Origin of the sequence: Novosphingobium sp., assembly GCF_032093395.1 — a bacterium.
Lineage (GTDB): Bacteria > Pseudomonadota > Alphaproteobacteria > Sphingomonadales > Sphingomonadaceae > Novosphingobium.
Window position 1 is genome coordinate 1 of the sequence record NZ_DAMDBA010000009.1, and the last position, 26,056, is coordinate 26,056.

Here is a 26,056-nt window from a genome sequence, read left to right on the forward strand (position 1 = left end):
CGGACTTGATCCGGGACCGCTGGCCGAGCCGCGCCTTGCTCGCGAGGAAGCGCCTAAAGACCTGACAGCGGTCCCGGATCAAGTCCGGGACGACGGGATCAGGCGTAAGGCGGCTTGTGGAGGCCTGTGGGACTGGTCGTGAAGATCTCGCAGCCGGTCTCGGTAATGCCGATCGAGTGTTCGAACTGCGCCGAAAGCGACTTGTCCCGCGTTACCGCCGTCCAGCCATCCGAAAGCAGCTTCACCGGCGGCTTGCCCAGGTTGATCATCGGCTCGATGGTCATGAACATGCCGGGCTTGAGCAGCGGGCCGGTGCCGGGGCGACCGGCATGGACCACTTCGGGCGCGTCATGGAACAGGCGGCCGAGCCCGTGCCCGCAGAATTCACGGACTACACCGTAACGGAACGATTCGGCATAGGACTGGATCGCCGCGCCGATGTCGCCCACGCGGTTGCCCGGCTTGGCCTGCTCGATGCCGATCATCAGGCACTCGTAGGTCACCTCGACCAGGCGGCGCGCCTTCAGCGAAACGTCACCCGCCAGGTACATGCGGCTGGTGTCGCCGTGCCAGCCGTCCAGCAGCGGGGTCACGTCGATATTGACGATATCCCCGTCCTTGATCGCCTTTTCCGACGGGATGCCGTGGCAGACCACATGGTTGATCGAGATGCAGCACGAATGCGCATAGCCCCGGTAGCCGAGGGTCGCGGGCACGGCGCCGCCGTCCAGCGTCAGTTCTCGCACCTTGTCGTCGATCGCGGCAGTGGTGACCCCCGGCTGCACCATGGGCGCAATCTCGTCGAGGATCATGGCGGCAAGGCGCCCGGCCTTGCGCATGCCCTCGAACCCTTCCGGGCCGTGCAGCTTGATGGTGCCGTCACGCAGGACGGTTTCGCTTCCGGGTTCGACGATCTGGTATTCGGTCATGACGCCTACATAACGATTGTGCCCGCAAATTGCGAGATCGGGCGTGAACTCGCCCGCCCGGTTCTATTTCGCGATGGAGAAACTCGACCGATACTGCGGCTTCAACGTGGCCATCACCGCGCCGGTTACCGGCACCGTCACCTCGTAACTGCCCTCCGCATAAGGACCGGCATTGTAGGGCGGCACCAGCAGGCCGATGCGATCGAAGGTCTGCCCGTTGGATGAACCCAGGATCACCACCTGCTCCACCGGATCGATGCATTCCGAGAACATCTCGTCGCTCTTGTCGATCGGACTACCCCGACGCTTGACGCGCTCCTTGTCGAGCGCCGCGCAGAAGGGCGTGCGGATGGCCTTCGAAAGCGCGTCCTTGCTGGTGAAGAGATCGATCGGCTTGCGCGCCGTCTTTGCATGGCGATCCCACAGCAGGGCGTCGAAGGTGGTCATGCCATGCGCACCGCCGGAATAGGTGTAGATTTCCGAGGACAGCGAAAGCCAGTTCGGCACGTCGGTGACGACCTTCCACTCCTCGCCGTAGCTGTAGGCGTGGTAGGGATAATCGTTTTCCTTGGAGTCGGCCTGCCCTTCCTTGGCGCTACCGACGAGATCGGTGCGCGATGTCTCAAGCTGCTTGTCGAGGTTGGCCTTCAGCCCCGGAATCGCGCCTGCCGCATCGGGATAGGCATAGCTGAATTCGTAAGTGTCGTTTTCCACCTTCTCCGCGCGACCGCCGCCCACCGCGACTTCGCTGGCGTCCGCGACAGGTTCGGTTGCGGCTTCGGTCTGGCTCGGCGCTTCGGCCGAGGCGGTTTCCGATGCGGTGGGAGCGGGCGTCTCGCCCTTGCAGCCGCCAAGCAGCAGGGCCGCGGTTGCAGCGGAAGCCAGGCACCAGGCACCAAATCGCATCATTTTTCCTCTCGGCTCAGGTTCGCGGCGAGGCTAGAGAATGTAATCATGACCGACAAGAACGCATTGATTCAGCCCGATCGCGGCCAGAAGGCCGTCGCTATCCACCTGCTTGCCAAGGATAGCTTCGAGTCCTTCGTCAAAGGACTGTCCGCCCCCCAGCGCGCCGCGCTCGCAGCGCAAAAGTTCGTCGGCGACACGGGCAGCCATGCGATCGTTCCCGATGGCGACGGCTGGTTCGTCGTTGCGGGCGTGGCCGATCCGGATGCGCTGTCGACCTGGTGTCTCGCCAAACTGGCCGACGTCTTGCCCGCGGGCACTTATCGCCGCGCTCCGGGAAAACTTGGGGGAGAGCTCGGAAAAGCCGCCCTCGGCTGGATCGCCGGGCAATACGGCTTCGATCGCTATCGTTCCGAACCTTCCGATGAAGGCCCGCGCATTCTCCTGACCACCGAGGTCAAGGCGATCGACGCTGTCATTGCCGAGGGCGAGGCGATCGAACTCGTGCGCGACCTCGTCAACACTCCGGCCGAGGACATGGGGCCCGGCCAGCTCGAATCCGAAGCGGAATCGCTCGCCAAGGCCTTCCGCGCGGAAGTGAAAATCACGCGCGGCGAGATGCTGGAGCGGGAATATCCGATGGTCCATGCCGTGGGCCGCGCGGCGGGACGTGCCCATGCACCGCGCCTGATCGAGCTGGAATGGGGCGATTCCAAGCACCCCCGGATCGCGGTCGTCGGCAAGGGCGTCTGCTTCGATTCAGGCGGGCTCGACATCAAGCCCGGTGCGGGGATGCTGCTGATGAAGAAGGACATGGGCGGCGCCGCCCATGCGCTGGCCCTCGCCCGCCTTATCATGGGCGCGAAGCTGCCGGTGCGGCTCCATCTCGTCATCCCGGCGGTCGAGAATGCGATCTCGGGCAATTCCTTCCGCCCCGGCGACGTGCTGCGCAGCCGTGCCGGCATCACCGTGGAGATCGGCAATACCGACGCCGAAGGCCGCCTCATCCTGGCCGACGCGCTCACGCGAGCGGGAGAGAAGGAGCCGGAACTGGTGATCGACTTCGCCACCCTCACCGGCGCCGCGCGCGTCGCCGTCGGCCCGGACCTGCCCGCCCTGTTCACGCGTGAGGACAAGACGGCGCAGGACATTCTCGACGCAGGCCTCGCCGTGGAAGACCCCTGCTGGCGCCTGCCGCTCTACGAAGGCTACCGCGAATACCTGAAGTCGGACATTGCCGACATCAACAATGCCGGGTCCAGCGGCTTTGCCGGTGCCAGCACGGCGGCGCTGTTCATGGACCGCTTCGTGCCCAAGGGCGTGGACTGGGCGCACTTCGATACGTTCGCCTGGCGCCCCGCCGCCAAGCCGGGTCGGCCCAAGGGCGGCGATGCACTCGGCCTGCGCGCGGCGTGGCTGATGTTGCAGCGGCGCTACACCGGCGACCATGGCTGAACTTGCGTCTTCGCCATGCCCCCGCTAAGCGCGCGCATCTTTGCATTTGGAGAAGCACCCGCGTTGGCCACCGAGGATTCCTATACCCGCCCTCCCCGGATCGATGGACTGCTTGCCATGACCGGGCCGAGCGTGACCGCGGATCCCGGATGCCTTCCCGTGCGCGGCGATCTGGCGCATATCAGGCTGGCGGGTCTTTACTTCGTGCCTCACTATGCCGTGCCGATGCCTCGCAGGATTCTGCCGGGTGCCGTGCTGCGCGTCATGAGCCGCGCCGACGCCGAACCGGTTCGCGAGCTTCCGGCCGGTGAAACGTTCAACGTGCTCGACATCGCCGGCAGCTGGGCCTGGGGCCAGCTGGGCGAACAGGGCCAGGTCGGCTATGTCGCGCTCGACGCTCTGGAGACGGAAGCCTGATGACGAAGACGGTCTTTATCGACGGCGCCGCCGGCACCACCGGCCTGGAAATCGCCGATCGGCTCGCGGGCCGTGCCGAGTTCGAACTGATCGTCCTCGATGACGCCCGCCGCAAGGACGACGCCGCCCGCGCCGAAGCCCTGAACGCGGCGGACTTCGTGATCCTCTGCCTGCCCGACGACGCCGCCAAGGCCGCCGTCGGCATGATCCGCAACGATACGACCCGCGTGATCGACGCCTCCTCGGCGCACCGCGTGGCGCCGGGCTGGACTTACGGCTTCCCGGAAGTGGTGGGCCGTGACGCCGTTGCCGCCGCGCGCTTCGTTAGCAATCCCGGCTGCTACCCCACCGGCTTCATCGCCCTGGTTGCGCCGCTGGTGAAAGCGGGCCTGCTGCCGGCCGACTGGCCTTACGTCTGCCACGCCGTCTCGGGCTATTCGGGCGGCGGCAAGGCGCTGATCGGCCGTTTCGAGGAAGACCGCGACATCGCCTTCCGCGCCTATGGCCTGGCGCTCGGCCATAAGCATGTGCCGGAGATGACCGCGCATGTCGGCCTGGCCCATGCGCCGATCTTCGCCCCGGCCGTGGTTCCCGCCCATCGCGGCATGCTGGTGGAAGTGCCGCTGCACCTCTCGATGATGCCCAACGCCGGCAACCCCGCCGATTTGCGCGCCGCCCTGGCCGCATTCTATGCGGGCAGCGAGATCGTGACCGTTGTCGACGACCAGCCCGACGAACTGCTGCTGCGCGGCTCGATGGCGCCGGTCGATACGCTGGCGCTGCGCGTGCTCGGCGCCGGGGACGGCTCTCAGGCGCGCATGGTCGCCATGCTCGACAACCTGGGCAAGGGCGCCAGTGGCGCTGCCGTGCAGAACCTTAATCTGATGGCGGGCCTGCCCGAGACCGCTGGCCTGAGGCTGTAACGCGGCCGACATTTCGCCAGTGCAAGAAGGCGTCGGAAGCCCCTGCGGTTTCCGGCGCCTTCTTGCGTGTGCTCAAGTTGAAGCTCAAAGGACATTTACCTGGCGTGCACAATTTTAAGGCAGGGCGTGCCTGAAAGTTGAACACATAATGTCGCCAACCCGGCATCACTCGCATGACTCAGTGCATTCGGTGTGTCGAAACCTGCTTTTCCGGTCTTTTCGCGGCGGCCCAGTTAGCCTACGAGGGGCCCAACCGCACTGGCACGATTCTTGATTAACATCCCCGATAAGGGATGCTCGATTTCAACAATCGCGCGCGAGGCATCCGGTTCCCGGACCGGAATTGTCTTCGGAAAAAATCCGGGACCATGCAGGGGTCAACACAGGCGTGAAAAAGATCGAAGCTATCATCAAGCCGTTCAAGCTGGACGAAGTGAAGGAAGCACTGCACGAAGTTGGCGTCTCGGGCATCACTGTCACCGAGGCCAAGGGCTTCGGCCGCCAGAAGGGCCATACCGAGCTTTATCGCGGCGCCGAATACGTGGTGGACTTTCTGCCCAAGGTGAAGCTCGAAGTGGTCGTTCCCGATGCCTTGGCCGAACGCGTGGTGGAAGCCATTGCCGATGCCGCCCAGACCGGCCGCATCGGTGACGGCAAGATCTTCGTCGTGCCCGTGGAAACCGCCGTGCGCATCCGCACCGGCGAGCGCGACGACGACGCCCTGTAAGATCAAGCTGTAATCCCCCGGCCCGCGCCGGAAACAGATTGCCCCGGCCTCGGTCGGATCGGGAACCCGGCAGCGGGGACGCCCGAAGACAATGAACATCAAAGCCTCTTTCGGGATCGGAAGAGCATCACTGGAGACTACTCTAATGGCGAGTGCAAAGGACGTCCTCAAGCGCATCAAGGACGAAGAGATCGAGTGGGTTGACCTGCGTTTCACCGACCCGAAGGGCAAGTGGCAGCACCTCACCATGGTCGCTTCGATCCTCGGCGAGGACGAGCTGGAAGACGGCCTGATGTTCGACGGTTCGTCGATCGAAGGCTGGAAGGCCATCAACGAGTCGGACATGATCCTCAAGCCGGACCTCGACGCCGTCTACGTCGATCCGTTCTCGGCCACTCCGATGCTCATCCTGTTCTGCGACATCGTGGAACCCTCGACCGGCGATCTCTACGCCCGCGATCCGCGCTCGACCGCGAAGCGCGCCGAATCGTTCGTCAAATCGGCCGGTTTCGGCGACACCGTCTACGTCGGCCCCGAAGCCGAATTCTTCATGTTCGACGACGTGAAGTTCTATGACGGCTACGAAGGCAACGGTTTCAAGATCGACGACATCGAGCTGCCGGGCAACTCGAACCGCGACTACGACACCGGCAACCTTGCCCACCGTCCGCGCGCCAAGGGCGGCTACTTCCCCGTGGCTCCGGTCGACTCGGCCGTCGACATCCGCGGCGAGATGGTCACCACCATGCTCGAAATGGGCCTGCCCTGCGACAAGCACCACCACGAAGTGGCCGCTGCCCAGCACGAACTCGGCCTGACCTTCGGCACGCTGGTCCAGACCGCCGACCGCATGCAGATCTACAAGTACGTCGTGCACATGGTCGCACAGGCATACGGCAAGACCGCCACGTTCATGCCGAAGCCGATCATGAAGGACAACGGCTCGGGCATGCACACCCACATCTCGATCTGGGACAAGGGCAACCCGTTGTTCGCCGGCAACGGCTATGCCGGTCTGTCCGACATGTGCCTCTACTTCATCGGCGGCGTCATCAAGCACGCCAAGGCCCTGAACGCCTTCACCAACCCGACCACCAACAGCTACAAGCGCCTGGTGCCGGGCTACGAAGCCCCCGTGCTGCTGGCCTACTCGGCCCGCAACCGCTCGGCCTCGTGCCGCATCCCCTACGGTGCGGGCGACAAGGCAAAGCGCGTGGAATTCCGCTTCCCCGACGCGATGGCCAACCCCTACCTCTGCTACGCCGCGCTGCTCATGGCCGGCCTCGACGGGATCAAGAACAAGATCCATCCGGGCGAAGCCATGGACAAGAACCTCTACGATCTGCCCCCGGCCGAACTCGCCGAAGTGCCGACCGTCTGCGGTTCGCTGCGTGAAGCGCTGGATTCGCTCCAGGCCGACCATGCCTTCCTTCTCGAAGGCGGCGTGTTCACCGTGGACCAGATCGAATCCTACCTCGAACTGAAGTGGCCGGAAGTGCTGCGCTGGGAAACCACGCCGTCGGCCGTCGAATTCGACATGTACTACAGCGCCTGATCGCGCTTCCTTCCTTTCAGGGAAGGAGCATCAGTTCGCCGAGTGGGGCGCCCGGAGCGATCCGGGCGCCCTTTTCGTTGGCCGACCTGCACCTGCCGCGCGACGTTCCGCCCCCGCGACCGGCGACAAGCCGGACCGGGAAGCCTATCATCCTCCTGTCGAACCACTCGCCCGAGGGGCCGGACAGGAGGGAATGAATGCGCAAGCTAACTCTCGCTCTTGGCATTCTTGCCGCAGTCGGGCTCATGCTCGCTGCCTGTTCCGAAAACAGCCCTAACACGGCGCAAGCCGGGAAGCCGGCAGAAACGCTGCCGCAAGCGCTGGACAATGCAGCGGGTCTCCAGACCGTGGCCGAGGCGCTCAAGGAAACCGGCATGGCGGGCGCATTTCGCGAAAACGCAAGCTACACCCTGATCGCGCCGGAAGACTCCGCCTTCGCCCGGCTCGGGGATTCAGCCAGGCAGGTCACCCAGGCCGACGATCACACCGCCCTGGCCGCCCTGCTCAAGGACCACATCCTGACCGGCTACCTGACGCCGCAGGACATCGCCGCCGCCATCCGGGCGAACAAGGAGGGCAAAGTGCAGTTGCCGACGCTGGGTGGCGGCACACTGACCTTTACGCAAGCCGGCAATACCGTGAACGTCACTGCCGAGGACGGCACAAGCGCTGCGTTTGACGGCGCTCCCGTCGCCGGAGGATCGAGCATCGCGATCCCGGTGACCGGCGTTCTGAAGAAACTGTAAAATCCCGGCATCCTGACCGGCCGGAGCTTGCGCGCCGCCATGGCCGCGACCATAACCCGCGTCCATGCGTATTCTCCTCGTCGCCGCGCTGCTTGCCGGAACCGCCCAAATGCCAGCCCTCGCCCAAGCGCCCGCCGCCGCCCAAGGCACCGCACGGACCGGCGCCGTGGCCCCGATCCTGACCACGCCCGAGGCGAAGGACGCCTGGACCCACGCCGAACCGCAAGTGGCCCGCGTCACCCACGTAGCGCTCGATCTCGACGTCGATTTCGCGAAGAAGATCCTGGCGGGAAGCGCCGTGCTGGATATTCTCGCCGCGCCTGACGCCGCGCGGATCGTTCTGGACGTCAACGACCTCGATATCGAGGCGATCACCGATGCTTCCGGCGGCAATCCCCTCAAGTGGGCGGTCGGCCCCAAGGATACCGCGAACGCCGATATCGGCTCGGCCCTGACGGTGGAACTTGCCGGAGCCCGCAAGATCCGGATCGTCTACCGCTCCAAACCCGGCGCCATGGCGCTGCAATGGCTGCCGCCGGAAATGACGTTCGGCAAGAAGAAGCCGTTCCTGTTCAGCCAGGGGCAGGCGATCCTCAACCGCACCTGGGTGCCCACGCAGGACAGCCCCGGCATTCGCCAGACCTGGGAAGCCACCTTGCGCGTCCCCGGCGATTTCGTGGCGGTGATGAGCGCCGAGAAGCTCTCGGGCGACAAGGGCGAGCCGCTGCCCGACGGCCGCCGCGCCTTCCGCTTCCGCATGGACAAGCCCGTGCCGCCCTACCTCATCGCCTTCGCGGTGGGCGACCTGAAGTTCAAGCCGCTCGGCCCGCGCTCCGGCGTCTGGGCGGAAGCCCCGATGCTCGACCGCGCGGCGAAGGAATTCGTCGATGTCGAGAAGATGATCGACGCCGCCTCCGCGCTCTATGGCCCGTACCGCTGGGGTCGCTACGACATGCTGGTCCTGCCGCCGGCCTTCCCTTACGGCGGTATGGAAAACCCCATGCTCACGTTCCTGACGCCGACGATCGTGACGGGCGACCGCTCGAACACCGACGTCGTCGCGCACGAACTGGCGCATTCCTGGTCTGGCAACCTCGTCACCAATGCGACATGGTCGGATTCCTGGTTGAACGAAGGTTTCACCACCTATTTCGAGAACCGCATCATGGAATCGCTCTACGGCAAGGAGCGCGCCGCGATGTATGCCGATCTCGATTGGGACGGCTTGGAACGGGACATTGCCGACAATGGCGGCCAGACCGGGGCGGCAACCCGGCTGCACGGCGATCCGGGCGCCACGGGCGGCCAGCTCGACTACTTCAAGGGCTCCAACTTCCTGCGCACGATCGAAAACACCGTGGGCCGGGCGAAGTGGGACGCCTACCTGAAGTCCTATTTCGACCGTCACGCCTTCCAGCCCCAGACCACGGCCGGCTTCCTGGCCGACTTGCGCGCGAACCTGCTGAAGGGCCAGCCGGAACTCGAACTCTCGCTCCAGCTCGACCGCTGGGCCTATGCCGCCGGTCTGCCCGACAATGCGCGGCGAGTGCACAGCGAGACGCTGGCGCGGATCGACGAGAAGCTCGCCGCCTTCAACACGGGCGGCGCGGCGAGCGCCGTGCAGCCGCAAGGCTGGACCACGCAGCAGTGGCTGCGCTTCCTCAACGGCATCCCCCGCAGCCAGACGCCCGCGCGGCTCAAGGAACTGGACGAGACGCTGGGCCTCTCCGCCTCGGGCAACGCCTATGTCCAGTCCGCCTGGCTGGAACTGGCCATCGCCAATCGCTACGATCCGGCGGTGCCGGTGCTGCGCCGCTATCTCTCGACGATCGGCCGCGGGCTGCTCGTCTATCCGCTTTACCGTGGCCTGCTGGATCAGGGCGAATGGGGCCAGCCGCTCGCGCGCAGCCTGTTCGCGGAGGCTCGCGCGAGCTATCATCCCTCCACGGCCGCCGGGATCGAACGCATGATCGATCCTCCCGCCGCCAAGGAATGAGGCCCGGATGACGTCCCCCCTTTCGCAACGCTTCGGCAACGCGCCCGGCCCCGAGGTGTTCGAGGCGCTTGCCCACGCCGCCTTCGCGCGTATCCCGCAGCCTTTCGCGCAGCACCTCGAAGGGATCACCGTCCACGTCGAAGAATTCGCGGACGAGGAGACGCTCCATGCCGTTGGCCTGGAGGATGCCTGGGAACTCACGGGCCTCTACCATGGCCGCCCGCTGGACGAGGAGTCGGTCTGGGTCGCGGGGGAATTCCGCCCGCGCATCACGCTCTATCGCCAACCGCTGCTGGCGGAATGGTGCGAGACGGGCGTCACGCTGGAGGATCTGGTCACCCATGTCGTGGTGCATGAGGTAGGCCATCACTTCGGCCTTTCCGACGACGACATGCACGCCCTGGAAGACGAATAGCCGCTCGGAATCGGAGCCAACGGACAGGAAAAGCCATTGCCCTGTCACGAAATGATCCGATAGGACGCGGCCATGACTCTCCCATTCACTCGCCGTTTCCCGCTGCTGCCCACCCCGCTGCTATCCGCCTCGCTGCTGGCTGGCCTGCTTGCCGGCTGCGCAACGACGCCGGCTTCCCGCCAGCCTTCATCGCCGAACTCTTCGCAAGCCAGCGCGCCGATCGAAGTAGGCGTGATCGCCATCAACGATTTCCACGGTGCGCTGGAGCCGCCGAACCAGTCGGTGGATGCGCCGGACGGTCAGGGCCGCTCCGTTGCGGTGCCCGCAGGCGGCGGCGCCTGGCTGGCCTCGGCGGTCGATTCGCTGAAGGCCCGGCATGCCAATAACGTCGTGGTGGCCGCGGGCGATCTCACCAGCGCCTCGCAGCTTGCGTCCTCGCTCTATCTCGACGAACCGGCGGTGGGCGTGATGAACCGCGTCGGCGTGGAGTTCAACGCGGTCGGCAATCATGAATTCGACCGAGGCTGGCAGGAACTGCGCCGCCTCCAGAACGGCGGCTGCGAAAAGAATACGCGCGGCGAGCCGTGCCAGCTCGAACCGTTCAAGGGCGCCAGCTACAAGTACCTTGCCGCCAGCACCACGCTGGCCGATGGTTCCCCGCTGTTCCCCGGCACCGGCATCAAGACTTTCGGCGAAGGAGCGAACCGGATCACCATCGGGTTCGTGGGGCTTTCCCTCAAGTCCGTGCCCACCCTCGTCGCGCCGGACCGGGTTGCCGGGCTGGCCTTCGCGGACGAGGCAGAGACAATCAACCGCGCCGTGCCGTCGCTCAAGGCGGCCGGTGCCGATGCCGTGGTCGTGCTGATCCACCAGGGCCTGCGCACCGGCGGCGCCGCCGATCCCAACGGCTGCGACCAGGCGTCAGGAGATATCCAGCCGATCCTCGATCGGCTCGACCCCGGCGTGGACGTGGTCGTCTCCGGCCATACCCACTGGGCCTACGTCTGCAACTATACCGCCAATGCCAAGGCCGGCCCGATCCTGCTGACCAGCGCCGGAGTCTACGGCAAGCTGGTCACCGACATCACCCTGCGCTTCGATCCAACGACCCACAAGTTGCTCGGCAAGCAGGCGAGCAACGTGATCGTCCAGTCCCCGGCCTATAAGTCGGCCAAGGGCGACGTGCCGAACACCGCCGCCTTCCCGCAGTTCCAGCCGCGCGCGGACGTGGCGGAATACGTCCAGCGCTACAAGGACGCCTCGCTGCACCTCGTGGCCCGACCTGTGGGCCGCCTCTCCGCGCCGCTCGGCAAGGAGGAAGGCAACGGCGTCGCCACCGGCGGCGCGCTCGGCAGCCTGATCGCGGATTCGCAGCTTGCCGCCTCGCGCAAGGCCGGTGCGCAGATCGCCTTCCTCAACCCCTTCGGCATCCGCGCCGCGCTGGTTCCGGCGGCCGACGGCACCGTGACGTTCGGCCAGATCTACGCGGTCGAGCCGTTCAACAACGAAATCGTCACGATGTCGCTCACCGGAGCGCAGATCCGCGCGACGCTGGAGCAGGGGCTGGACGATGCGGGTGATCAGCAGATGCTCTCGCCAAGCCAGGGCACGCGGATAGCCTTCGACATGCGCCGTCCCTCCGGTTCGCGCATCACCGCCATCATGCTGGACGGCAAGCCGCTCGACCCGGCAAAGACCTATCGCGTCAGCGTGGTGAACTTCCTCGCGGAGGGCGGCGACGGCTTCAGCGGTTTCATCCAGGGTAAGGACCGCACGCGCGGTGCGATCGACCTCGACGCGCTGGAAGACTGGCTTGGCGCCGTGCCGGTGCGCCAGGTGCCCGAAGAGGACCGGACGCCCCAGGCGCGCTGAGAGCCCGGAAGACGAAAGGGGAGCGGGCCAGTCCGCTCCCCTTTTCATATGGACCTTCGAAAAGGCGGGTCCGGTTCTAGAAACCCGCGCCTTGCGGCCAGTCCGGCGCGCTCACGCCCATGACCTTGAACAGCGTACCCATCTGATCGTCACCGATGAGCCGATCCATGGCCCTGCCGATCGTATCCGCGTGATGCGGCGATGCCGAGGCGAGGTTGGCGGCCCGAGTCTCGATGCCCAGCGCGCGCAGGAAATTCCCTTGCGTCACCGTGCCCTGCCACTTCGCGCCTTCCCTGCCGACGATCTCGGCCAGAATGGCGAAGTCCACAAGGCAGGTGAGGTCCGCTTCACCGGGCGTCGCGAAGGGATCCACCTTGGTATGCGCCCGCAGCGCCTGCAGGGTGGAGCCGGTCTGCGGCTCGGCATAGCCATAGTCGATCACCAGCGCGGCGCCGCCCTGTGCCGCAAGCCTTGCGGAAAGCTCTTGCATGACGGCGGCCGCGCCGGGGCAGGTTTCCAGCAAGGTACCCTCGGGCATGTCCCTGAACGCATCCGGCACGGCGGCATCCATCGGCTTGTCCCCGGCGACGGGGCGGAAGCGATCCTCGGCCCAATCGACCATGCGCTCGCGCCAGCCTTCGGCGGCCTTGACGAGCTGGCGTACCGGCAGCGCATCGAGAAACTCGTTGCCCACCACCAGCAGGGGTGCATCGGTGGGCACGCTGCCGAGGTCGTGATGCCACTGCGCCTGCGGCACGGCTTCGGCCTGAAGCGCCCTCAGTGCCTGCGAGCCTTCCACGAAATGGACCTGCGGATCGAGCCCCACCCGCTTCATCGTGCGCAGGGCATCGCGCGCCAGGGTGCCGCGTCCCGGCCCCATCTCGACATAGTGGACCGGGGTGGGACTGCCCGCCCGCATCCAGACGTCCGCCAGCCATAGCCCGACGAGTTCGCCGAACATCTGGCTGATTTCCGGCGCGGTGATGAAGTCCCCCGCCGCGCCGAGCGGATCCTTGTCGGCATAGTAGCGGGCATTCGATTCGCCCATGTAGTGCAGCAGCGAGATCGGCCCGTAGGTCGCGATCAGCCGCTGGAACACGGCCGAGAGCGGTTCGGCTCTGGACATCGCTCAGGCAGTGATGGGGCGAACGGTGGCCAGCGCCGGCTTGGACAGCGCCCGCGCGATCAGCGCGAGGCCGAGCAGGATCAGCGGAATGGTCAGCCATTGGCCCATCGACAGGCCGGTGCGCGCCGCGAAATCCTGAAGCTGGGCGTCGGGCTCGCGGAAGAACTCCACGGTGAAGCGCGCGCAGGCGATACCGGTGGTGAAGACGCCGACCAGCAGGCCGGGACGGAACCGCGCGCGCGTCTTCCAGAACAGGCTGAGCATCACCACGATCAGCAGCAGCCCCTCAAGACCGGCCTCGTAAAGCTGGCTGGGATGGCGCGGCAGCGGGCCGGCGTCGGGGAAGACCATGGCCCAGGGCAGGTCCGGATTGGTCACCACCCGGCCCCACAGTTCGCCGTTCACGAAGTTGGCCAAGCGGCCGAACAGCATGCCGAAGGGCACGCAGACCGCGATGTAGTCCGCCACGCGCAGGAAATCGAGTTCTCCGCGCCAGGAAACCCAAGCCATCGCCAGCAGCACGCCGATCAACCCGCCGTGGAAGCTCATGCCGCCGTGCCACAGCGAGAGCAGCGCGGCGGGATCCGCCCAGAGGCTGGGAATCCCGGTGTCTCCCCCGGTATAGAACGTCGCATAGCCCAGGCGGCCGCCCAGGATGATGCCGATCGTGCAGTAGAAGAACAGGTCATCTGCATGGCGCTGCGCCAGAGGCGCGCCGGGCGACTTTATCATGCGCGTCAGATGCCAGTAGCCCAGCATGATGCCCGCCAGATAGGCCAGCGAATACCAGCGCAGTTCGAAGCTGCCGATGCGGAACAGGTAGTTCTTGAGGCCCAGGTCGACCCAGTAGATCGGCTGGTGCGCCTCTGCGGCGGCGGCTGCGGCAAGTGCTGTCAGGGACAAGTGCTCGACCTCGTAGATATCGTAAGATCGCCGGGCCGGACGGCCTGGCGGAACTGGGACAGGTGCTGTTGTCGGGCCTTCTGGCATAGCCTGCAGGGCGATGGTAGGCTGGATTTCGTCCCTCTCCCGCAAAATCGGCGGGGAGAGGGCAGCGCGCTGTTCCCCTCAAGCCGTTGAATGTCTAGATATCACCGGACATGAGCGTGATCCGCATCCCTTCGCCCCGTTCCGTGATCGACCGCCGCGCGCTGGTCGAGCGCCTCGAAGCCGTCGTTGCCGAAATCGGCGCCGCGAAGGGCCGCAAGCAGGTGGTGGAACACTTGCGCGAGGCGCTGGAGCAGGGTCGCGCGGAAATCGCCCGCCGCCTCGTGGAAAAGCCTTCCGCCGGGCACGAAGTCGCCGAAGCGCAGGCCTATCTGGTCGACCAGTTGCTGCGGGTGATCCACGACCATGTCTCCACCCACGTCTACCCGGCGATGAACCGTTCGAAGGGCGAACGCCTCTCGATCATCGCCGTGGGCGGTTACGGACGCGGCGAGATGGCGCCCCATTCCGACGTCGACCTCGCCTTCCTCACCCCGATCAAGCAGACCGCCTGGTGCGAGCAGGTGATCGAGGCGATGCTCTATTTCCTCTGGGATCTGGGCCTCAAGATCGGCCATTCCAGCCGCTCGGTGGACGATATGGTCCGCATGAGCCGTTCGGACCTCACGATTCGCACTGCCATGCTGGAAGGCCGCTACGTCTGGGGCGACCAGGACCTCTACGAGGACGTGCGCGCCCGCTTCTGGAAGGACGTCGTCGCCGGGACGGAGCGCCAGTTCGTGGTCGAGAAGCTGGCCGAGCGCGAGGAACGCCACAAGCGGATGGGCGACAGCCGCTACGTGGTCGAACCCAATGTGAAGGAAGGCAAAGGGGGCCTGCGCGACCTGCACACGCTCTACTGGATCGGCAAATATATCCACAAAGTGCGCGATCCCAGCGAACTGGTGGACGTGGGCCTGCTCACCCACAAGGAATACCGCGCCTTCCGCCGGGCCGAGAACTTCTTCTGGGCGGTGCGCTGCCACCTCCACACGATCACCCGCCGCGCCGAGGACCGCCTGACCTTCGACCTCCAGCGCGAGGTTGCGGCGCGGATGAATTATTCCGACCGGCCCGGAAAGAGCGCGGTCGAGCGGTTCATGCAGATGTTCTTCCTGCAGGCGAAGATGGTGGGCACCCTCACCGGCGTGTTCCTTGCCCAGCTCGACGACCAGTTCGCCAAGCGCCAGCCGCGCGGGCTGCTGGCGGGCTTCCGCGCCCGGCCGCGCTCGGTCAGGGGCTACAAGGTGTTCGGCGGGCGCATCATGGCGCCCGGCGAGACCTGGTTCGAGGCCGATCCGGTGCGCCTGATCGAAATCTTCGTCATCGCCGACCGCGAGGGGTTGGAAATCCACCCCGAGACCATGCGCCTCGTCTCCCGCGATGCCGCCCTCATCCGCGAGGACGTGCGCCGCGACCCGCGCGCCAACGAGCTGTTCATGGAACTGCTCACCAGCCGCAACAATCCCGAGACGGCGCTTCGCTCATTCAACGAAGCAGGGGTGTTCGGCCGCTTCGTCACCGAATTCGGCCGCGTCAACGCGCAGATGCAGTTCGACATGTACCACCACTACACGGTGGACGAGCACACCATCCGCGCCATCGGGCTGATATCGCGCATCGAGAAGGGCGAGCTGAAGCAGGACCATCCGCTCAGCCACGAGATCATCCACAAGGTCCGCTCGCGCCGCGCGCTCTATGCGGCCGTGCTACTGCACGACATCGCCAAGGGGCGCGGCGGCGACCACTCCGAGATCGGTGCCGAGATCGCGCTGAAGCTCTGCCCCCGCTTCGGCCTGGACGAGGAGGAGACGGAACTTGTCTCCTGGCTGGTGCTGCACCACCTCGTGCTTTCCGCCACCGCGTTCAAGCGCGACCTGTCGGACGCCAAGACGATCACCGACTTCGTGGCGCTCGTGCAATCGGTGGACCGCCTGCGCCAGCTGACCCTGCTGACGATCGTCGATATTCGTGCGGTCGGCCCCGGCACCTGGAACTCGTGGAAGCGCCAGCTCATCAGCGAACTCTACGGCGCCACCGAAGAGCGCCTTCGCCTCGGCCATGTCGAATTCGGCCGCGAGAAGCGCGTGGCCGCAAAGAAGGCCATCGTCGCTGACGGTACTCCTGAAACCGCCGCGCTCGTCGAGGAACTCGGCACCCAGTTTGCCGATGCCTACTGGATTGCCGAGCCGGAAGACGTCATCGCCAAGAACCTCGCGCAGTTCCACAGCTCGCAGGACGAACCCCTGTCGATCGCGACCGAATACTATCCGGCGCGCGGGGCGACGCTGGTCACGGTGATCGCCTCGGACCATCCGGGCCTGTTCTATCGCATCGCCGGCGGCATCCATCTGGCCGGCGGCAACATCATCGACGCACGCATCCACACCACCCGTACCGGCCGTGCGGTGGACAACTTCCTGGTCCAGGATCCGCTCAGCCGGCCGTTCATGGAAGAGACCCAGCTTGCCCGCCTGCGTTCCTCGATCGAGAACGCCCTGGCCAACCGCATCAAGATCCTGCCGCAACTCGTGGCCCGGCCCGATGCCCGCCCCCGCGCCGATGCCTTCGACGTGCGCCCGCGCGTGCTGGTGGACAACAAGGCCTCCAACCGCCTCACCGTGGTCGAGGTGAACGCCCGCGACCGTCCGGCCCTGCTCAACCGGCTGGCCCATGCGCTGTTCGAATCGAAGCTCATGGTTCACTCCGCCCACATCGCCACCTATGGCGAACGGGCCGCGGATACGTTCTACGTCACCGATCTGCTGGGCGAGAAACTCACCTCCACCAGCCGTATCAAGACGCTCGAGCGCCGCTTGCTGGAAGCGGCCAGTGACGGAAACCTTACCGAAGTGGCGGCGTGATCCTGAACTCGTTTCAGGATCCATCTTGCCGAACAGACCGCCGTTAATGGTCAGAAATGGATCCTGAGCCGAAGGCCAGCGCAGCTAAACGAGTTCAGGATGACGTGGGCAGAGGCCGCCGCGTCGACTCTACAAAATCGCACGTAAACTATTGCAACCCCGAGCCGATGGCCCCACTTGTTGCATCGCAACATCCCCATGCGCAGGATCCTGCCCATGAATGCCGAAAACGCTGTCGTTTCGCCTTCGTCTTCCAACGCCCTGCAGTCGGTGCTCGTCCTCCAGGGCGGTGGGGCCCTCGGCGCCTATCAGGCCGGGGTCTATGAGGCGCTCTCGGCGGAAGGCCATGCCCCGGACTGGGTGGCCGGCATTTCGATCGGCGCCATCAATGCCGCCATCATCGCCGGCAATGCCCCCGAGGATCGCGTGCGCAAACTCCGCGCCTTCTGGGACGGGGTGAGCCATGAACTGCTTTACCGGCTGGACGTCGGCAACGGGTTCGCCCGCCGCGCCTTCAACGAGAGCTCTGCCGCCTGGGCCGCGACTTTCGGCATTCCCGGCTTCTTCACGCCTCGCCTGCCCACTCCCCTGCCCGAGTGGCCGAACGAACTCGACCGCCTGAGCTATTACGATACGACGCCGCTACGCCAGACCCTGCTCGACCTCGTCGATTTCGATCGCATCAACCACGGCGAGACGCGGTTTTCGGTCGGCGCGGTCAACATGATGACCGGCAATTTCGCCTATTTCGACAATGATACCGACCGCCGGATCGGCCCCGAGCACATCATGGCCAGCGGCGCCCTGCCCCCCGGTTTCCCCCCGGTCGAGATCGACGGCGAATGGTATTGGGATGGCGGCCTCGTCTCCAACACACCGCTGCAATACGTGCTCGACAACCGCAGCCCTTGCGAGATGACGATATTCCAGGTCGACCTGTTCCCCTCGCGCGGGGCCGTGCCCAAGACCATGGCCGACATCGCCCAGCGAGAGAAGGACATCCGCTTTTCCAGCCGCACGCGCATGAACACGGACCTTTCCAAGCGACTCCAGGACATGCGCGCCGCCGCCCAGCGACTGGCGGGAAAGCTGCCCGAAGGCATGCGCGACGATCCCGACCTGCATCAGTTGCTCGGCTGCCGTCCCGCCGGCGCGGTGGCGGTGATGCATCTGATCAACCGTCCGCGTGGCTACGAGACCATGTCCAAGGACTACGAATTTTCGCGGATGACGGTTGCCGAGCACTGGGAAGCAGGCAAGGCCGACGCGCTCTGGTCGCTGCGGAAGGCGGACTGGACCGGGCGCGCTCTGAAGCCGGATGAGATCATGACGTTCGACCTTTCGGCCGACCGCCCCCGTAACGGACACTGAACCGCATATTCGAGGAGAGACGATCCATGAAGCTGAAGGACAAGTCCTGCATCGTCACCGGCGCCGCCAGCGGCATCGGCAACGCCATTGCCCACAAATACGCCGCCGCCGGCGGCAAAGTGGCGATCGCGGACCTCAATCTCGAAGCGGCGCAAAAGGCCGCCGAGGACATCAAGGCCAGATATGGCACCGAGGCACTGGCCGTGGCCATGGACGTGACCAGCGAGGAGCAGGTGAACGCGGGCGTCGCGGCAGTGGTCGCGGCCTGGGGTACGGTGGACGTGCTGGTCTCCAACGCCGGTATCCAGATCGTGAACCCGGTCGAGAATTTCGCCTATGCCGACTGGAAGAAGATGCTGGCCATCCACCTCGACGGCGCCTTCCTCACCTCCAAGGCGGTGCTGCCGCACATGTACGCGCAGAAATCCGGCTCGATCATCTTCATGGGCTCGGTGCATTCCAAGGAAGCCAGCCCGCTCAAGAGCGCCTACGTCACGGCCAAGCACGGCCTGCTGGGCCTGTCGCGCGTGATCGCCAAGGAAGGCGGCCGGAAGGGCGTGCGCACCAACGTGATCTGTCCCGGCTTCGTACGCACGCCGCTGGTGGACAAGCAAATCCCGGAGCAGGCCAGGGAACTCGGCATCCCGGAAGAAGAAGTCATCAGCCGCGTCATGCTCGGCCAGACCGTGGACGGCGAGTTCACTACCGTGGACGATATCGCCGAAGTGGCGCTGTTCTTTGCAGGCTTCGAAACCAATGCCCTGACCGGGCAGTCGCTGATTGCGAGCCATGGGTGGTTCATGGAGTAAGAACGGGCAGAGAGAAGCAGGGGAGCATAGCCCCCCTGCACCCCCATTACTGTCGAGGTCGGGAGGGCCAACAGCCTCGTGCGCCCATGGCTGCGCCGCAAGGAGCGCACTACGGCTAAGCGGCGCGCGATGCTGCCATTCCGAGGGTCTGGGGGATCATCCCCCTTCCTTTTTACCCCGCCGCGACCTTCAACCGCGCCAAAGCCTCATCCCGCCCGATCAGCGGCAGGAGCGCGCCCATGTCCGGCCCGTGCTCCATGCCCGTCAGCGCCAGACGCAGCGGCAGGAACAGGCCCTTGCCCTTGCGCCCGGTGGCATCCTTGAGCGCGCCGGTCAGCGCCTTCCACACGCCCGCGCTCCATTCGATCCCGGCCAGAACCTCGACCGCCTGCGCCAGATAGGCCCGATCTTCCTCGACCTGCGCGGGCGCCTCGACCGGGCCGATCACGACGCGCCACCAATCGTGCGCTTCGTGGACATGCGCAAGGTTGGGGCGAATCGTTTCCCATGCGCCCGCGTCCATTTCCTCGGGCAGACGGGAGGCAACCGCCTCGAAAGGCAGCGCATGAACCACGGCGGCATTGACCCGCTCCAGCTCGGCTTCGTCGAAACGCGCAGGCGCGCGGCCGAAGTGCGAAAGATCGAAGGCGGCGGCCAGCGCTTCGGCATCCAGCGAAGGATCGACCGGATCGCTGGTGCCGAGACGCCCGAGCAACGCCACCACCGCCTGCGGTTCGATGCCGATCTCGCGGAAATGCGCGACGCCCAGCGAGCCGAGCCGCTTGGAAAGCTTGCCCTCGGTGCCGACCAACAGCGCCTCGTGGGCGAAGGCGGGCACCTCGGCACCCAGCGCGGTGAACATCTGGACCTGTGCGGCGGTGTTGGACACGTGATCCTCGCCGCGCAGAATCTGGGTGACGCCCATATCCACGTCGTCGATGGCGGAAGGCAGCATGTAGAGCCACGAACCGTCGGCGCGGCGAATCACCGGGTCGCTCATCTGCGCTGCATCGAATTTCTGCGGTCCGCGAATACCGTCTTCCCAGGCGATCGGCTCGTCATGGTCGAGCAGGAAGCGCCAGTGCGGCAGGTCGCCGACGGCGATCCGGGCGGCCTTTTCCTCCTCGGTGAGTTTCAGCGCGCCGCGATCGTAGATCGGCGGCAGCCCGCGCCCGAGCAGGACCTTGCGCTTCAGTTCCAGTTCCTGCGGGGTTTCCCAACACGGGTAGACGCGCCCGGCCGCTTGCAGTCGCTCGAATTCGCGCTCGTAAAGCGCAAAGCGCGCGGACTGGCGTTCCTCGCCGTTCCATTCGATGCCAAGCCAGGCGAGGTCGGCATGGATGCCATCGACATATTCTTCCTTCGAGCGCGCGGCGTCGGTGTCGTCGATGCGCAGCAGGAACCGGCCGCCCGCTTGTTTTGCCAACAGCCAGTTGTGCAGCGCCGTGCGGATATTGCCGACGTGGAGGTGCCCGGTGGGCGATGGAGCGAAGCGCGTTACGGTCATGCTCCGCGCGTTACGGCGGGGCGGGCGAGAGGTCAATTTCGGCGCGCGAAAACCGCCTTCGCCGCCAAGGCCGCGAACCCCGCGAGCAGACCCCAGAACGCCGAGCCGATACCGAACAGCGAGACGCCCGAGGCGGTTGCGGCGAAAGTGAGAATCGCGGCATCGCGCTCCGTCTTCTCCGCCAGCATGTTCTCCACCGCCCCCGTCAGCGGAACGATCAGTGCGATCCCGGTGAAGGCGGCGATCGAGGCCTTGGGCATCGTCAGGAAGAACTGCACCAGCGGCGCCGAGAACAGGGCCAGCGCCAGGTAGAAACCGGCGTAGACCAGCCCCACCGTCCAGCGGCGGCGCTGGTCCGGGTGCGCATCGCTACTGGTGCAGATCGCCGCCGTTATCGCGGCAAGATTGACCCCATGGGCGCCGAAGGGTGCGAGCAGCATGGTCGCAAGGCCAGTGCCGAGCAGCAGGGGCTGCGGCTTCGGTTCGTAGCCTGCGCTTCGCAGCACCACGAGGCCCGGCAGGTTCTGCGAAACCAGCGTCACCAGGAACAGGGGCACACCGATGCTCGCCACGGCCTTGAGATCGAAGGTGGGAACGACCGGCTCCAGCCCGCCGATCAGCGAACGCGGGGCGAATCCCGCCACATCTCCGCGAAGAAGCACCACAGCCACGCCGGAAACCAGAACCAGCAGCAGCGCGTAGAGCGCAAAGCGCTGCCGGGCGATCACGAAGACCAGCAGCAGAACGATCACCAGCAGCGCATCGGTCTGCAAAGTGCGGAAAAGCTGGAGACAGAACGGCAGCAGCACGCCCGCCAGCATCGCCGAGGCGACCGAGGGCGGAATGCGCGCCGCCAGTCGGCCGAGCGCGGGCACCAGTCCCAGCAGGCACATCAGCGCCGCCGCCACGAGGAAGGCGCCGATCGCCACCGACCAACCCACCGCTCCGTTGCTTGCCGCGAGCAGGGCGGCGCCGGGCGTGGACCAGGCAAGCACAACCGGCATCCGCAGCCACAGCGAGAGAATCGCGCCGGCTACGGCAATGCCGAGGCACAGCGCGGTCACAGCCGAACCTACTTGCCCCGCATCGGCGCCCAGCCCCTCCATCGCCTGGACGACGAGCGCGACGGTTCCACCGAACCCGATCAGGGCAGCGATAAGAGCGGAGGTCCAGGAGGCGAGCGGCGGAAGTCTGGAAATCATCGCCGGCCTATGGGCAGGTTTTTAGCCGATGGAAAGGCGTTGAAAACGCACACCGCTTTCAGGCTATCATCCTGGCGAGAGGTTCGAGATTTCGGGATGTTCGCATGAGCGTGGTGGAAATGGTGGAGCCTAGCGGGATCGAACCGCTGACCTCCTGCATGCCATGCAGGCGCTCTCCCAGCTGAGCTAAGGCCCCGTCCATTTCAGCGGATCGCACCTGGGCGGGCGATCCGGTCCCTCACTGCTGCGTAGGCGCTGCGGCGTGGGAGGCAGCCCTCTAGATCGGCTTTTTCAATCTGACAAGAGAAACATTCACGCGCGGCGAAAGTTATAATGGGTGCTGCGGCAGAATGGCGGTTTCGAGGTTCATCGAAGCGAAACCTCATCCAGCGCAGTCAGAAGATAGAGGCGGTATCGAGAGGGTGCGAAAGGGAGAGCGATCATGATTCGCAAATTTATCGCCATTGCCGCCATGGGCGGGATATTGGCAGCCACCCCTTCCATCGCGGCGGATTCCTGCCGTGACAGCAAGGGCAAGCCTATACCCTGCAAGACCGTGGTCACGAAGAAGACGACCACCAAGGTGACGACTGCGAAGGTCACCAACAGCGTGGTCAAAGGGAAGGACGGCAAGTGTCGCTATGCGTCCGGCCCGAAGAAGGGTCAGTTCTCACCGTGTCCCTGACACAAGGCCGCGACAGATGACCCGTCACCCTGTCGCGCAGAATAAGGCGCGCAATAAAAAACCCTCCCGGAGGGGAGGGCTTTTTCCGTCTCGGACGGACTTTCCGTGATCCCCGAAGGGCGGAAAGCATCTGGGGGCCGGCAAACCGAACGGGTCGGTGCGCAGCCCCCGAACCGATTACTCGGCAGCCGCGGTGGCTTCTTCGGTAGCCGCTTCGGTGGTAGCAGCCAGAGTTTCCTCGGGCAGGGTCTCAACCGACTCGGTAGCAGCTTCGGTGGGCTTTTCGCCACCGCAAGCAGCGAGCGACAGAGCGGCAGCCGACGCGAACGCGGCAAAAGCAATCTTCTTCATGCGAATCCCCTTGCATTGTTTGGCGCATAGGCCAACGCTTGCAGGCAAGCCTGCGGTGCCATTCTTTAGACGAGACAATGGTGCAACGCAAATAGGAAGTAACAGGCCGGAAATCCGCAGAAATCCTAGGGCTTGCACACATATAAAGATATCTTTATATGCCATCGCATGAAAATCGACCCCCTTCTGAGGGCTCTTTCCGAGCCGACGCGGCTGCGTATCATGCGCCTGCTCGCGCATATGGAACTGGCGGTCGGAGAACTTGCGCAGGTGCTCGGCCAGAGCCAGCCGCGCGTCTCCCGGCACGTCAAGATCCTGTGCGACGCGGGCCTCGCGCAGCGCCGCAAAGAAGGTAGCTGGGTCTTCCTTCGCACGGCCGTGAAGGAAAAGAGCGAGCCGCCGATGGGCGCCGCGGCCGCCCAGCTCCTGACCATTGCCGAACGGGACGATCCGGCGTTTTCCGCGCGCTGCTCCGAGGATCGACGCCAGCTGGCCGCGATTCGCGATGCGCGGGAAGCCAGCGCCCAAGCCTATTTCGCCGTGCATGCTGCGGAATGGGATACGCTGCGCCTGCTTCATGGCGCCGACGGCCCCGTGGAAGCGGCCCTGCTTGCCGCTTTCGGCCGCGAGGGGCTGGGCGCGCTACTCGATGTTGGCACGGGCACCGGACGCATGGCCGAACTCCTTGCCGAAACCGCCGATCACGTCACCGCGCTGGACAAGAGCCCGGACATGTTGCGGATCGCCCGCGCCCGGCTGCAAACTCTGCCGGCGGACAAGATTTCGCTCGTACAGGGAGACTTCACCGCTCTGCCCTTCCCCGCCGGCAGCTTCGACACGGTACTGTTCCACCAGGTCCTGCATTATGCGCAGGATCCCGGCATCGTCCTGGCGGAGGCCGCGCGCGTCACCGGCGCGGGCGGACGCGTGGCCGTGGTGGATCTTGCCGCGCACGATCGCGAGGATCTGCGCGAGCGCCACGCCCACGCCCGCCTCGGCTTTTCCGACGAGCAGATGGAGGCCTTGCTGGCCGAAGCCGGATTCGCGCCGGAATTGCCGACCATACTGCCCGGCGATCCGCTGACGGTGAAAATCTGGACGGCGCACCGCCTGCCATCGGCCGAACCCGACGCTATTTCCGAGATTCAAGACAGAAAGACCGAACTCTCATGACTCCTGCTCCACGACCGGTCTCGGCCCCGCTTTTCGAGGACCTGCCGGGCGATATTTCCGTCTCCTTCGAATTCTTCCCGCCCAAGACGGAGAAGATGGAGGAACAGCTCTGGGACGCGATCACCCAGCTTGCCCCGCTGGCGCCCAGCTTCGTTTCGGTGACCTATGGCGCAGGTGGTTCGACTCGCGAGCGGACGCATTCCACGGTTTCACGGCTGGTGCGCGAAACCGCGCTGGTTCCCGCCGCCCACCTGACTTGCGTCGGTGCCAGCAAGGACGAGATCGCCGAGATCGCCGACCAGTATTGGGAAGCGGGCGTGCGCCATATCGTGGCGCTGCGTGGCGATCCGCCACCGGCACAGGGCGGCGTCTTCATCCCGCACCCCGAAGGCTATACCGGCGCCGCCGATCTCGTGGCCGGACTGAAGGCCCGCCATGATTTCGATATCTCGGTGGCTGCCTATCCCGAAATCCATCCCGAAGCGGCAAGCGCCGATGCCGATCTCGACAACTTGAAGCGCAAGCTCGACTCCGGTGCGAATCGCGCGATCACGCAGTTCTTTTTCTCGACCGACGCCTATTTCCACTTTCTCGACAAAGTGCTGGCGGCCGGAATCACCGCGCCGATCCTGCCGGGCATCATGCCGGTGACCAGTTTCGCCGCGATTCGCCGGATGTCCGGCAACACTGAAATTCCGGGCTGGCTGGAAAAAATGTTCGACGGTCTCGATGAGCGCCCCGGCCCGCGCGCGCTGGTGGCCGCCGTCGCCGCCGCGGACTTGTGCCGCCGGCTGTACCAGGGCGGCGTGCGCGATTTCCACTTCTACACGCTCAACCGCGCCGAGCAGGCCTATGCGATTTGCCAGCTTCTGGGCCTGCGCCCCAAAGCAGGCGCCTGAGCAGACTTGTCTCCGAACCGTTCGTGCAGCAAGGCGCGCGCGAACGGTTCGGCAGGACCGAGCCCGGACCGGGCGATCAAGGATGAAGACCATGAGTGCCAGAGAACAGTTCCTCGCCGAAGCGGCCAAGCGCATCCTCATCACGGACGGTGCTTTCGGCACCGAAATCCAGCGCTGGAAGCTCAGCGAAGCGGACTATGCCGGCAACCTGGGCCTTTCCCACGACCAGAAGGGCAACAATGACATCCTGGCTCTGACCAAGCCCGAAGTGCCCGAATCGATTCACCGCGCCTATTTCGAGGCCGGTGCCGACATTGCCGAAACCAACACATTCTCCGCCAACCGCATCAGCCAGGCCGACTACGGCGCCGAGCATCTCGTGCGCGAGATCAACATCGAATCGGCGAAACTCGCCCGCCGTCTCGCCGACGAGTACCAGGCCAAGGACGGGCGCCCCCGCTTCGTGGCCGGCGCGATCGGACCGACCAACAAGACGCTGTCGCTCAGCCCCGACGTCAACGACCCCGGTTACCGCGAGATCGAATGGGACGACCTGGTGGACGTCTACAAGGAGCAGGCGGCCGCCCTCGTCGAAGGCGGCGCGGACTTCATCCTGATCGAGACGGTGTTCGACACGCTCAATGCCAAGGCCGGAATCATGGCGGTGCGCCACCTCGAGGCCGAACTGGGCCGCGAAGTGCCGATCATGATGTCGATGACTCTGACCGACCTCTCGGGCCGCAACCTCTCGGGCCACACGGTCGAGGCGTTCTGGCACGCGGTGCGGCACGCGAAGCCGGTGACGATCGGGCTCAACTGCTCGTTCGGCGCCACCCAGTTGCGCCCCCATGTGAAGACCCTGTCCGAACTCGCGGACACGCTGATCATGATCTACCCGAACGCTGGCCTGCCCAACGAACTGGGCGCCTATGACGAGATGCCGGAAACCACGGCGGGCTTCGTGGGCGAATGGGCGGTCGCGGGACAAGTCAACGTGCTGGGCGGCTGCTGCGGCTCCACCCCGGACCACATCGCCGCCATGGCGCAGAAGGTCGCCGGCCTGTCGCCGCGCAAATTGCCGGAACTGACGCCGGTCACGCGGCTGGCCGGGCTCGAACCCTTCACCATGGTGGGCTGAGCC

At 65.6% G+C, this 26,056-nt stretch carries 23 protein-coding genes and 1 tRNA gene; 16 read left to right on the top strand and 8 right to left on the bottom strand.

All coding sequences use genetic code 11. The features are described from left to right. Positions 1–98: 98 nt before the first annotated feature. Positions 99–929, bottom strand: a complete 831-nt coding sequence (gene map / locus RT424_RS04995) for a type I methionyl aminopeptidase (RefSeq protein ID WP_313434906.1) — start codon at positions 927–929, stop codon at positions 99–101. A gap of 63 nt (positions 930–992) precedes the next feature. Continuing rightward, positions 993–1,835, bottom strand: a complete 843-nt coding sequence (locus RT424_RS05000) for a PdaC/SigV domain-containing protein (protein ID WP_313434908.1) — start codon at positions 1,833–1,835, stop codon at positions 993–995. 48 nt (positions 1,836–1,883) lie between these two features. Here RT424_RS05000 and RT424_RS05005 point away from each other — a divergent pair, with 48 nt between their 5' ends. The 9 genes from RT424_RS05005 (at position 1,884) to RT424_RS05045 (ending at position 11,941) form a co-directional block, all read left to right on the top strand. Beyond that, positions 1,884–3,290, top strand: coding sequence for a leucyl aminopeptidase family protein (locus RT424_RS05005; RefSeq protein ID WP_313434910.1), 1,407 nt, complete (start codon positions 1,884–1,886; stop codon positions 3,288–3,290). A gap of 117 nt (positions 3,291–3,407) precedes the next feature. Beyond that, a complete protein-coding gene (locus tag RT424_RS05010) occupies positions 3,408–3,707 on the top strand; it encodes an SH3 domain-containing protein (RefSeq protein WP_313435125.1) in 300 nt (99 codons plus the stop codon). After that, complete coding sequence (gene argC, locus RT424_RS05015; RefSeq protein WP_313434912.1) at positions 3,707–4,630, top strand: N-acetyl-gamma-glutamyl-phosphate reductase; 924 nt, start codon at positions 3,707–3,709, stop codon at positions 4,628–4,630. Before RT424_RS05010 ends, argC begins: the two co-directional genes overlap by 1 nt. A 388-nt stretch (positions 4,631–5,018) precedes the next feature. Further along, a complete protein-coding gene (locus RT424_RS05020; RefSeq protein ID WP_008832116.1) occupies positions 5,019–5,357 on the top strand; it encodes a P-II family nitrogen regulator in 339 nt (112 codons plus the stop codon). 145 nt (positions 5,358–5,502) lie between these two features. Continuing rightward, positions 5,503–6,912 (top strand): type I glutamate--ammonia ligase, encoded by a 1,410-nt coding sequence (glnA, locus tag RT424_RS05025; protein WP_147220732.1) that lies wholly within the window; start codon positions 5,503–5,505, stop codon positions 6,910–6,912. A gap of 197 nt (positions 6,913–7,109) precedes the next feature. Further along, positions 7,110–7,658, top strand: a complete 549-nt coding sequence (locus tag RT424_RS05030; protein ID WP_313434926.1) for a fasciclin domain-containing protein — start codon at positions 7,110–7,112, stop codon at positions 7,656–7,658. Between the two features lie 64 nt (positions 7,659–7,722). After that, the gene (locus RT424_RS05035; RefSeq protein WP_313434928.1) at positions 7,723–9,654 is read left to right on the top strand and encodes a M1 family metallopeptidase; all 1,932 of its coding nucleotides are present in this window, start codon (positions 7,723–7,725) and stop codon (positions 9,652–9,654) included. 7 nt (positions 9,655–9,661) lie between these two features. After that, positions 9,662–10,069 (top strand): metallopeptidase family protein, encoded by a 408-nt coding sequence (locus RT424_RS05040; RefSeq protein WP_313434930.1) that lies wholly within the window; start codon positions 9,662–9,664, stop codon positions 10,067–10,069. A 72-nt stretch (positions 10,070–10,141) separates the two neighbouring features. Continuing rightward, positions 10,142–11,941: a bifunctional metallophosphatase/5'-nucleotidase gene (locus tag RT424_RS05045; RefSeq protein ID WP_313434932.1), complete on the top strand. Its 1,800-nt coding sequence runs from the start codon at positions 10,142–10,144 to the stop codon at positions 11,939–11,941. Between the two features lie 76 nt (positions 11,942–12,017). Here the strand turns inward: RT424_RS05045 and RT424_RS05050 are convergent, their stop codons facing one another. Both RT424_RS05050 and lgt read right to left on the bottom strand, forming a co-directional pair. Then, entirely contained in the window at positions 12,018–13,067 is a 1,050-nt protein-coding gene (locus tag RT424_RS05050; RefSeq protein WP_313434934.1) for a class I SAM-dependent methyltransferase, read from the bottom strand. A 3-nt stretch (positions 13,068–13,070) separates the two neighbouring features. Then, the gene (gene lgt / locus RT424_RS05055) at positions 13,071–13,970 is read right to left on the bottom strand and encodes a prolipoprotein diacylglyceryl transferase (RefSeq protein ID WP_313434936.1); all 900 of its coding nucleotides are present in this window, start codon (positions 13,968–13,970) and stop codon (positions 13,071–13,073) included. A 197-nt stretch (positions 13,971–14,167) separates the two neighbouring features. Here lgt and RT424_RS05060 point away from each other — a divergent pair, with 197 nt between their 5' ends. The 3 genes from RT424_RS05060 to RT424_RS05070 all read left to right on the top strand — a co-directional run bounded on the left by RT424_RS05060 (position 14,168) and on the right by RT424_RS05070 (position 19,098). After that, positions 14,168–16,918 carry a [protein-PII] uridylyltransferase gene (locus tag RT424_RS05060; RefSeq protein ID WP_313434938.1) on the top strand — a complete coding sequence of 917 codons (2,751 nt, stop codon included), beginning with the start codon at positions 14,168–14,170 and terminating at the stop codon, positions 16,916–16,918. 216 nt (positions 16,919–17,134) lie between these two features. Beyond that, the gene (locus RT424_RS05065) at positions 17,135–18,289 is read left to right on the top strand and encodes a patatin-like phospholipase family protein (RefSeq protein WP_313434940.1); all 1,155 of its coding nucleotides are present in this window, start codon (positions 17,135–17,137) and stop codon (positions 18,287–18,289) included. A gap of 26 nt (positions 18,290–18,315) precedes the next feature. Beyond that, positions 18,316–19,098 (top strand): 3-hydroxybutyrate dehydrogenase, encoded by a 783-nt coding sequence (locus RT424_RS05070; RefSeq protein ID WP_313434942.1) that lies wholly within the window; start codon positions 18,316–18,318, stop codon positions 19,096–19,098. Between the two features lie 172 nt (positions 19,099–19,270). Here the strand turns inward: RT424_RS05070 and gltX are convergent, their stop codons facing one another. The 3 genes from gltX to RT424_RS05085 all read right to left on the bottom strand — a co-directional run bounded on the left by gltX (position 19,271) and on the right by RT424_RS05085 (position 22,003). After that, positions 19,271–20,605, bottom strand: coding sequence for a glutamate--tRNA ligase (gene gltX / locus RT424_RS05075; protein WP_313434944.1), 1,335 nt, complete (start codon positions 20,603–20,605; stop codon positions 19,271–19,273). A 32-nt stretch (positions 20,606–20,637) separates the two neighbouring features. Continuing rightward, positions 20,638–21,807 carry a benzoate/H(+) symporter BenE family transporter gene (locus RT424_RS05080; RefSeq protein WP_313434946.1) on the bottom strand — a complete coding sequence of 390 codons (1,170 nt, stop codon included), beginning with the start codon at positions 21,805–21,807 and terminating at the stop codon, positions 20,638–20,640. A gap of 120 nt (positions 21,808–21,927) precedes the next feature. Then, positions 21,928–22,003 (bottom strand) — tRNA-Ala (locus RT424_RS05085). A gap of 246 nt (positions 22,004–22,249) precedes the next feature. On the opposite strand from RT424_RS05085, the gene RT424_RS05090 reads away from it, so the two are divergent. Further along, positions 22,250–22,492 (top strand): hypothetical protein, encoded by a 243-nt coding sequence (locus tag RT424_RS05090; protein ID WP_313434948.1) that lies wholly within the window; start codon positions 22,250–22,252, stop codon positions 22,490–22,492. A 177-nt stretch (positions 22,493–22,669) separates the two neighbouring features. Here RT424_RS05090 and RT424_RS05095 read toward each other — a convergent pair whose 3' ends face one another. After that, entirely contained in the window at positions 22,670–22,843 is a 174-nt protein-coding gene (locus tag RT424_RS05095) for a hypothetical protein (protein ID WP_021232409.1), read from the bottom strand. Between the two features lie 168 nt (positions 22,844–23,011). Here RT424_RS05095 and RT424_RS05100 point away from each other — a divergent pair, with 168 nt between their 5' ends. From RT424_RS05100 to RT424_RS05110, 3 genes are all read left to right on the top strand, one after another. Next, a complete protein-coding gene (locus RT424_RS05100) occupies positions 23,012–24,016 on the top strand; it encodes a metalloregulator ArsR/SmtB family transcription factor (protein WP_313434950.1) in 1,005 nt (334 codons plus the stop codon). Further along, positions 24,013–24,915 (top strand): methylenetetrahydrofolate reductase [NAD(P)H], encoded by a 903-nt coding sequence (metF, locus tag RT424_RS05105; RefSeq protein ID WP_313434952.1) that lies wholly within the window; start codon positions 24,013–24,015, stop codon positions 24,913–24,915. The genes RT424_RS05100 and metF overlap by 4 nt, the downstream gene beginning before the upstream one ends. 91 nt (positions 24,916–25,006) lie before the next feature. Continuing rightward, a complete protein-coding gene (locus RT424_RS05110) occupies positions 25,007–26,053 on the top strand; it encodes a homocysteine S-methyltransferase family protein (RefSeq protein ID WP_313434954.1) in 1,047 nt (348 codons plus the stop codon). The last annotated feature ends 3 nt before the right edge of the window (positions 26,054–26,056 follow it).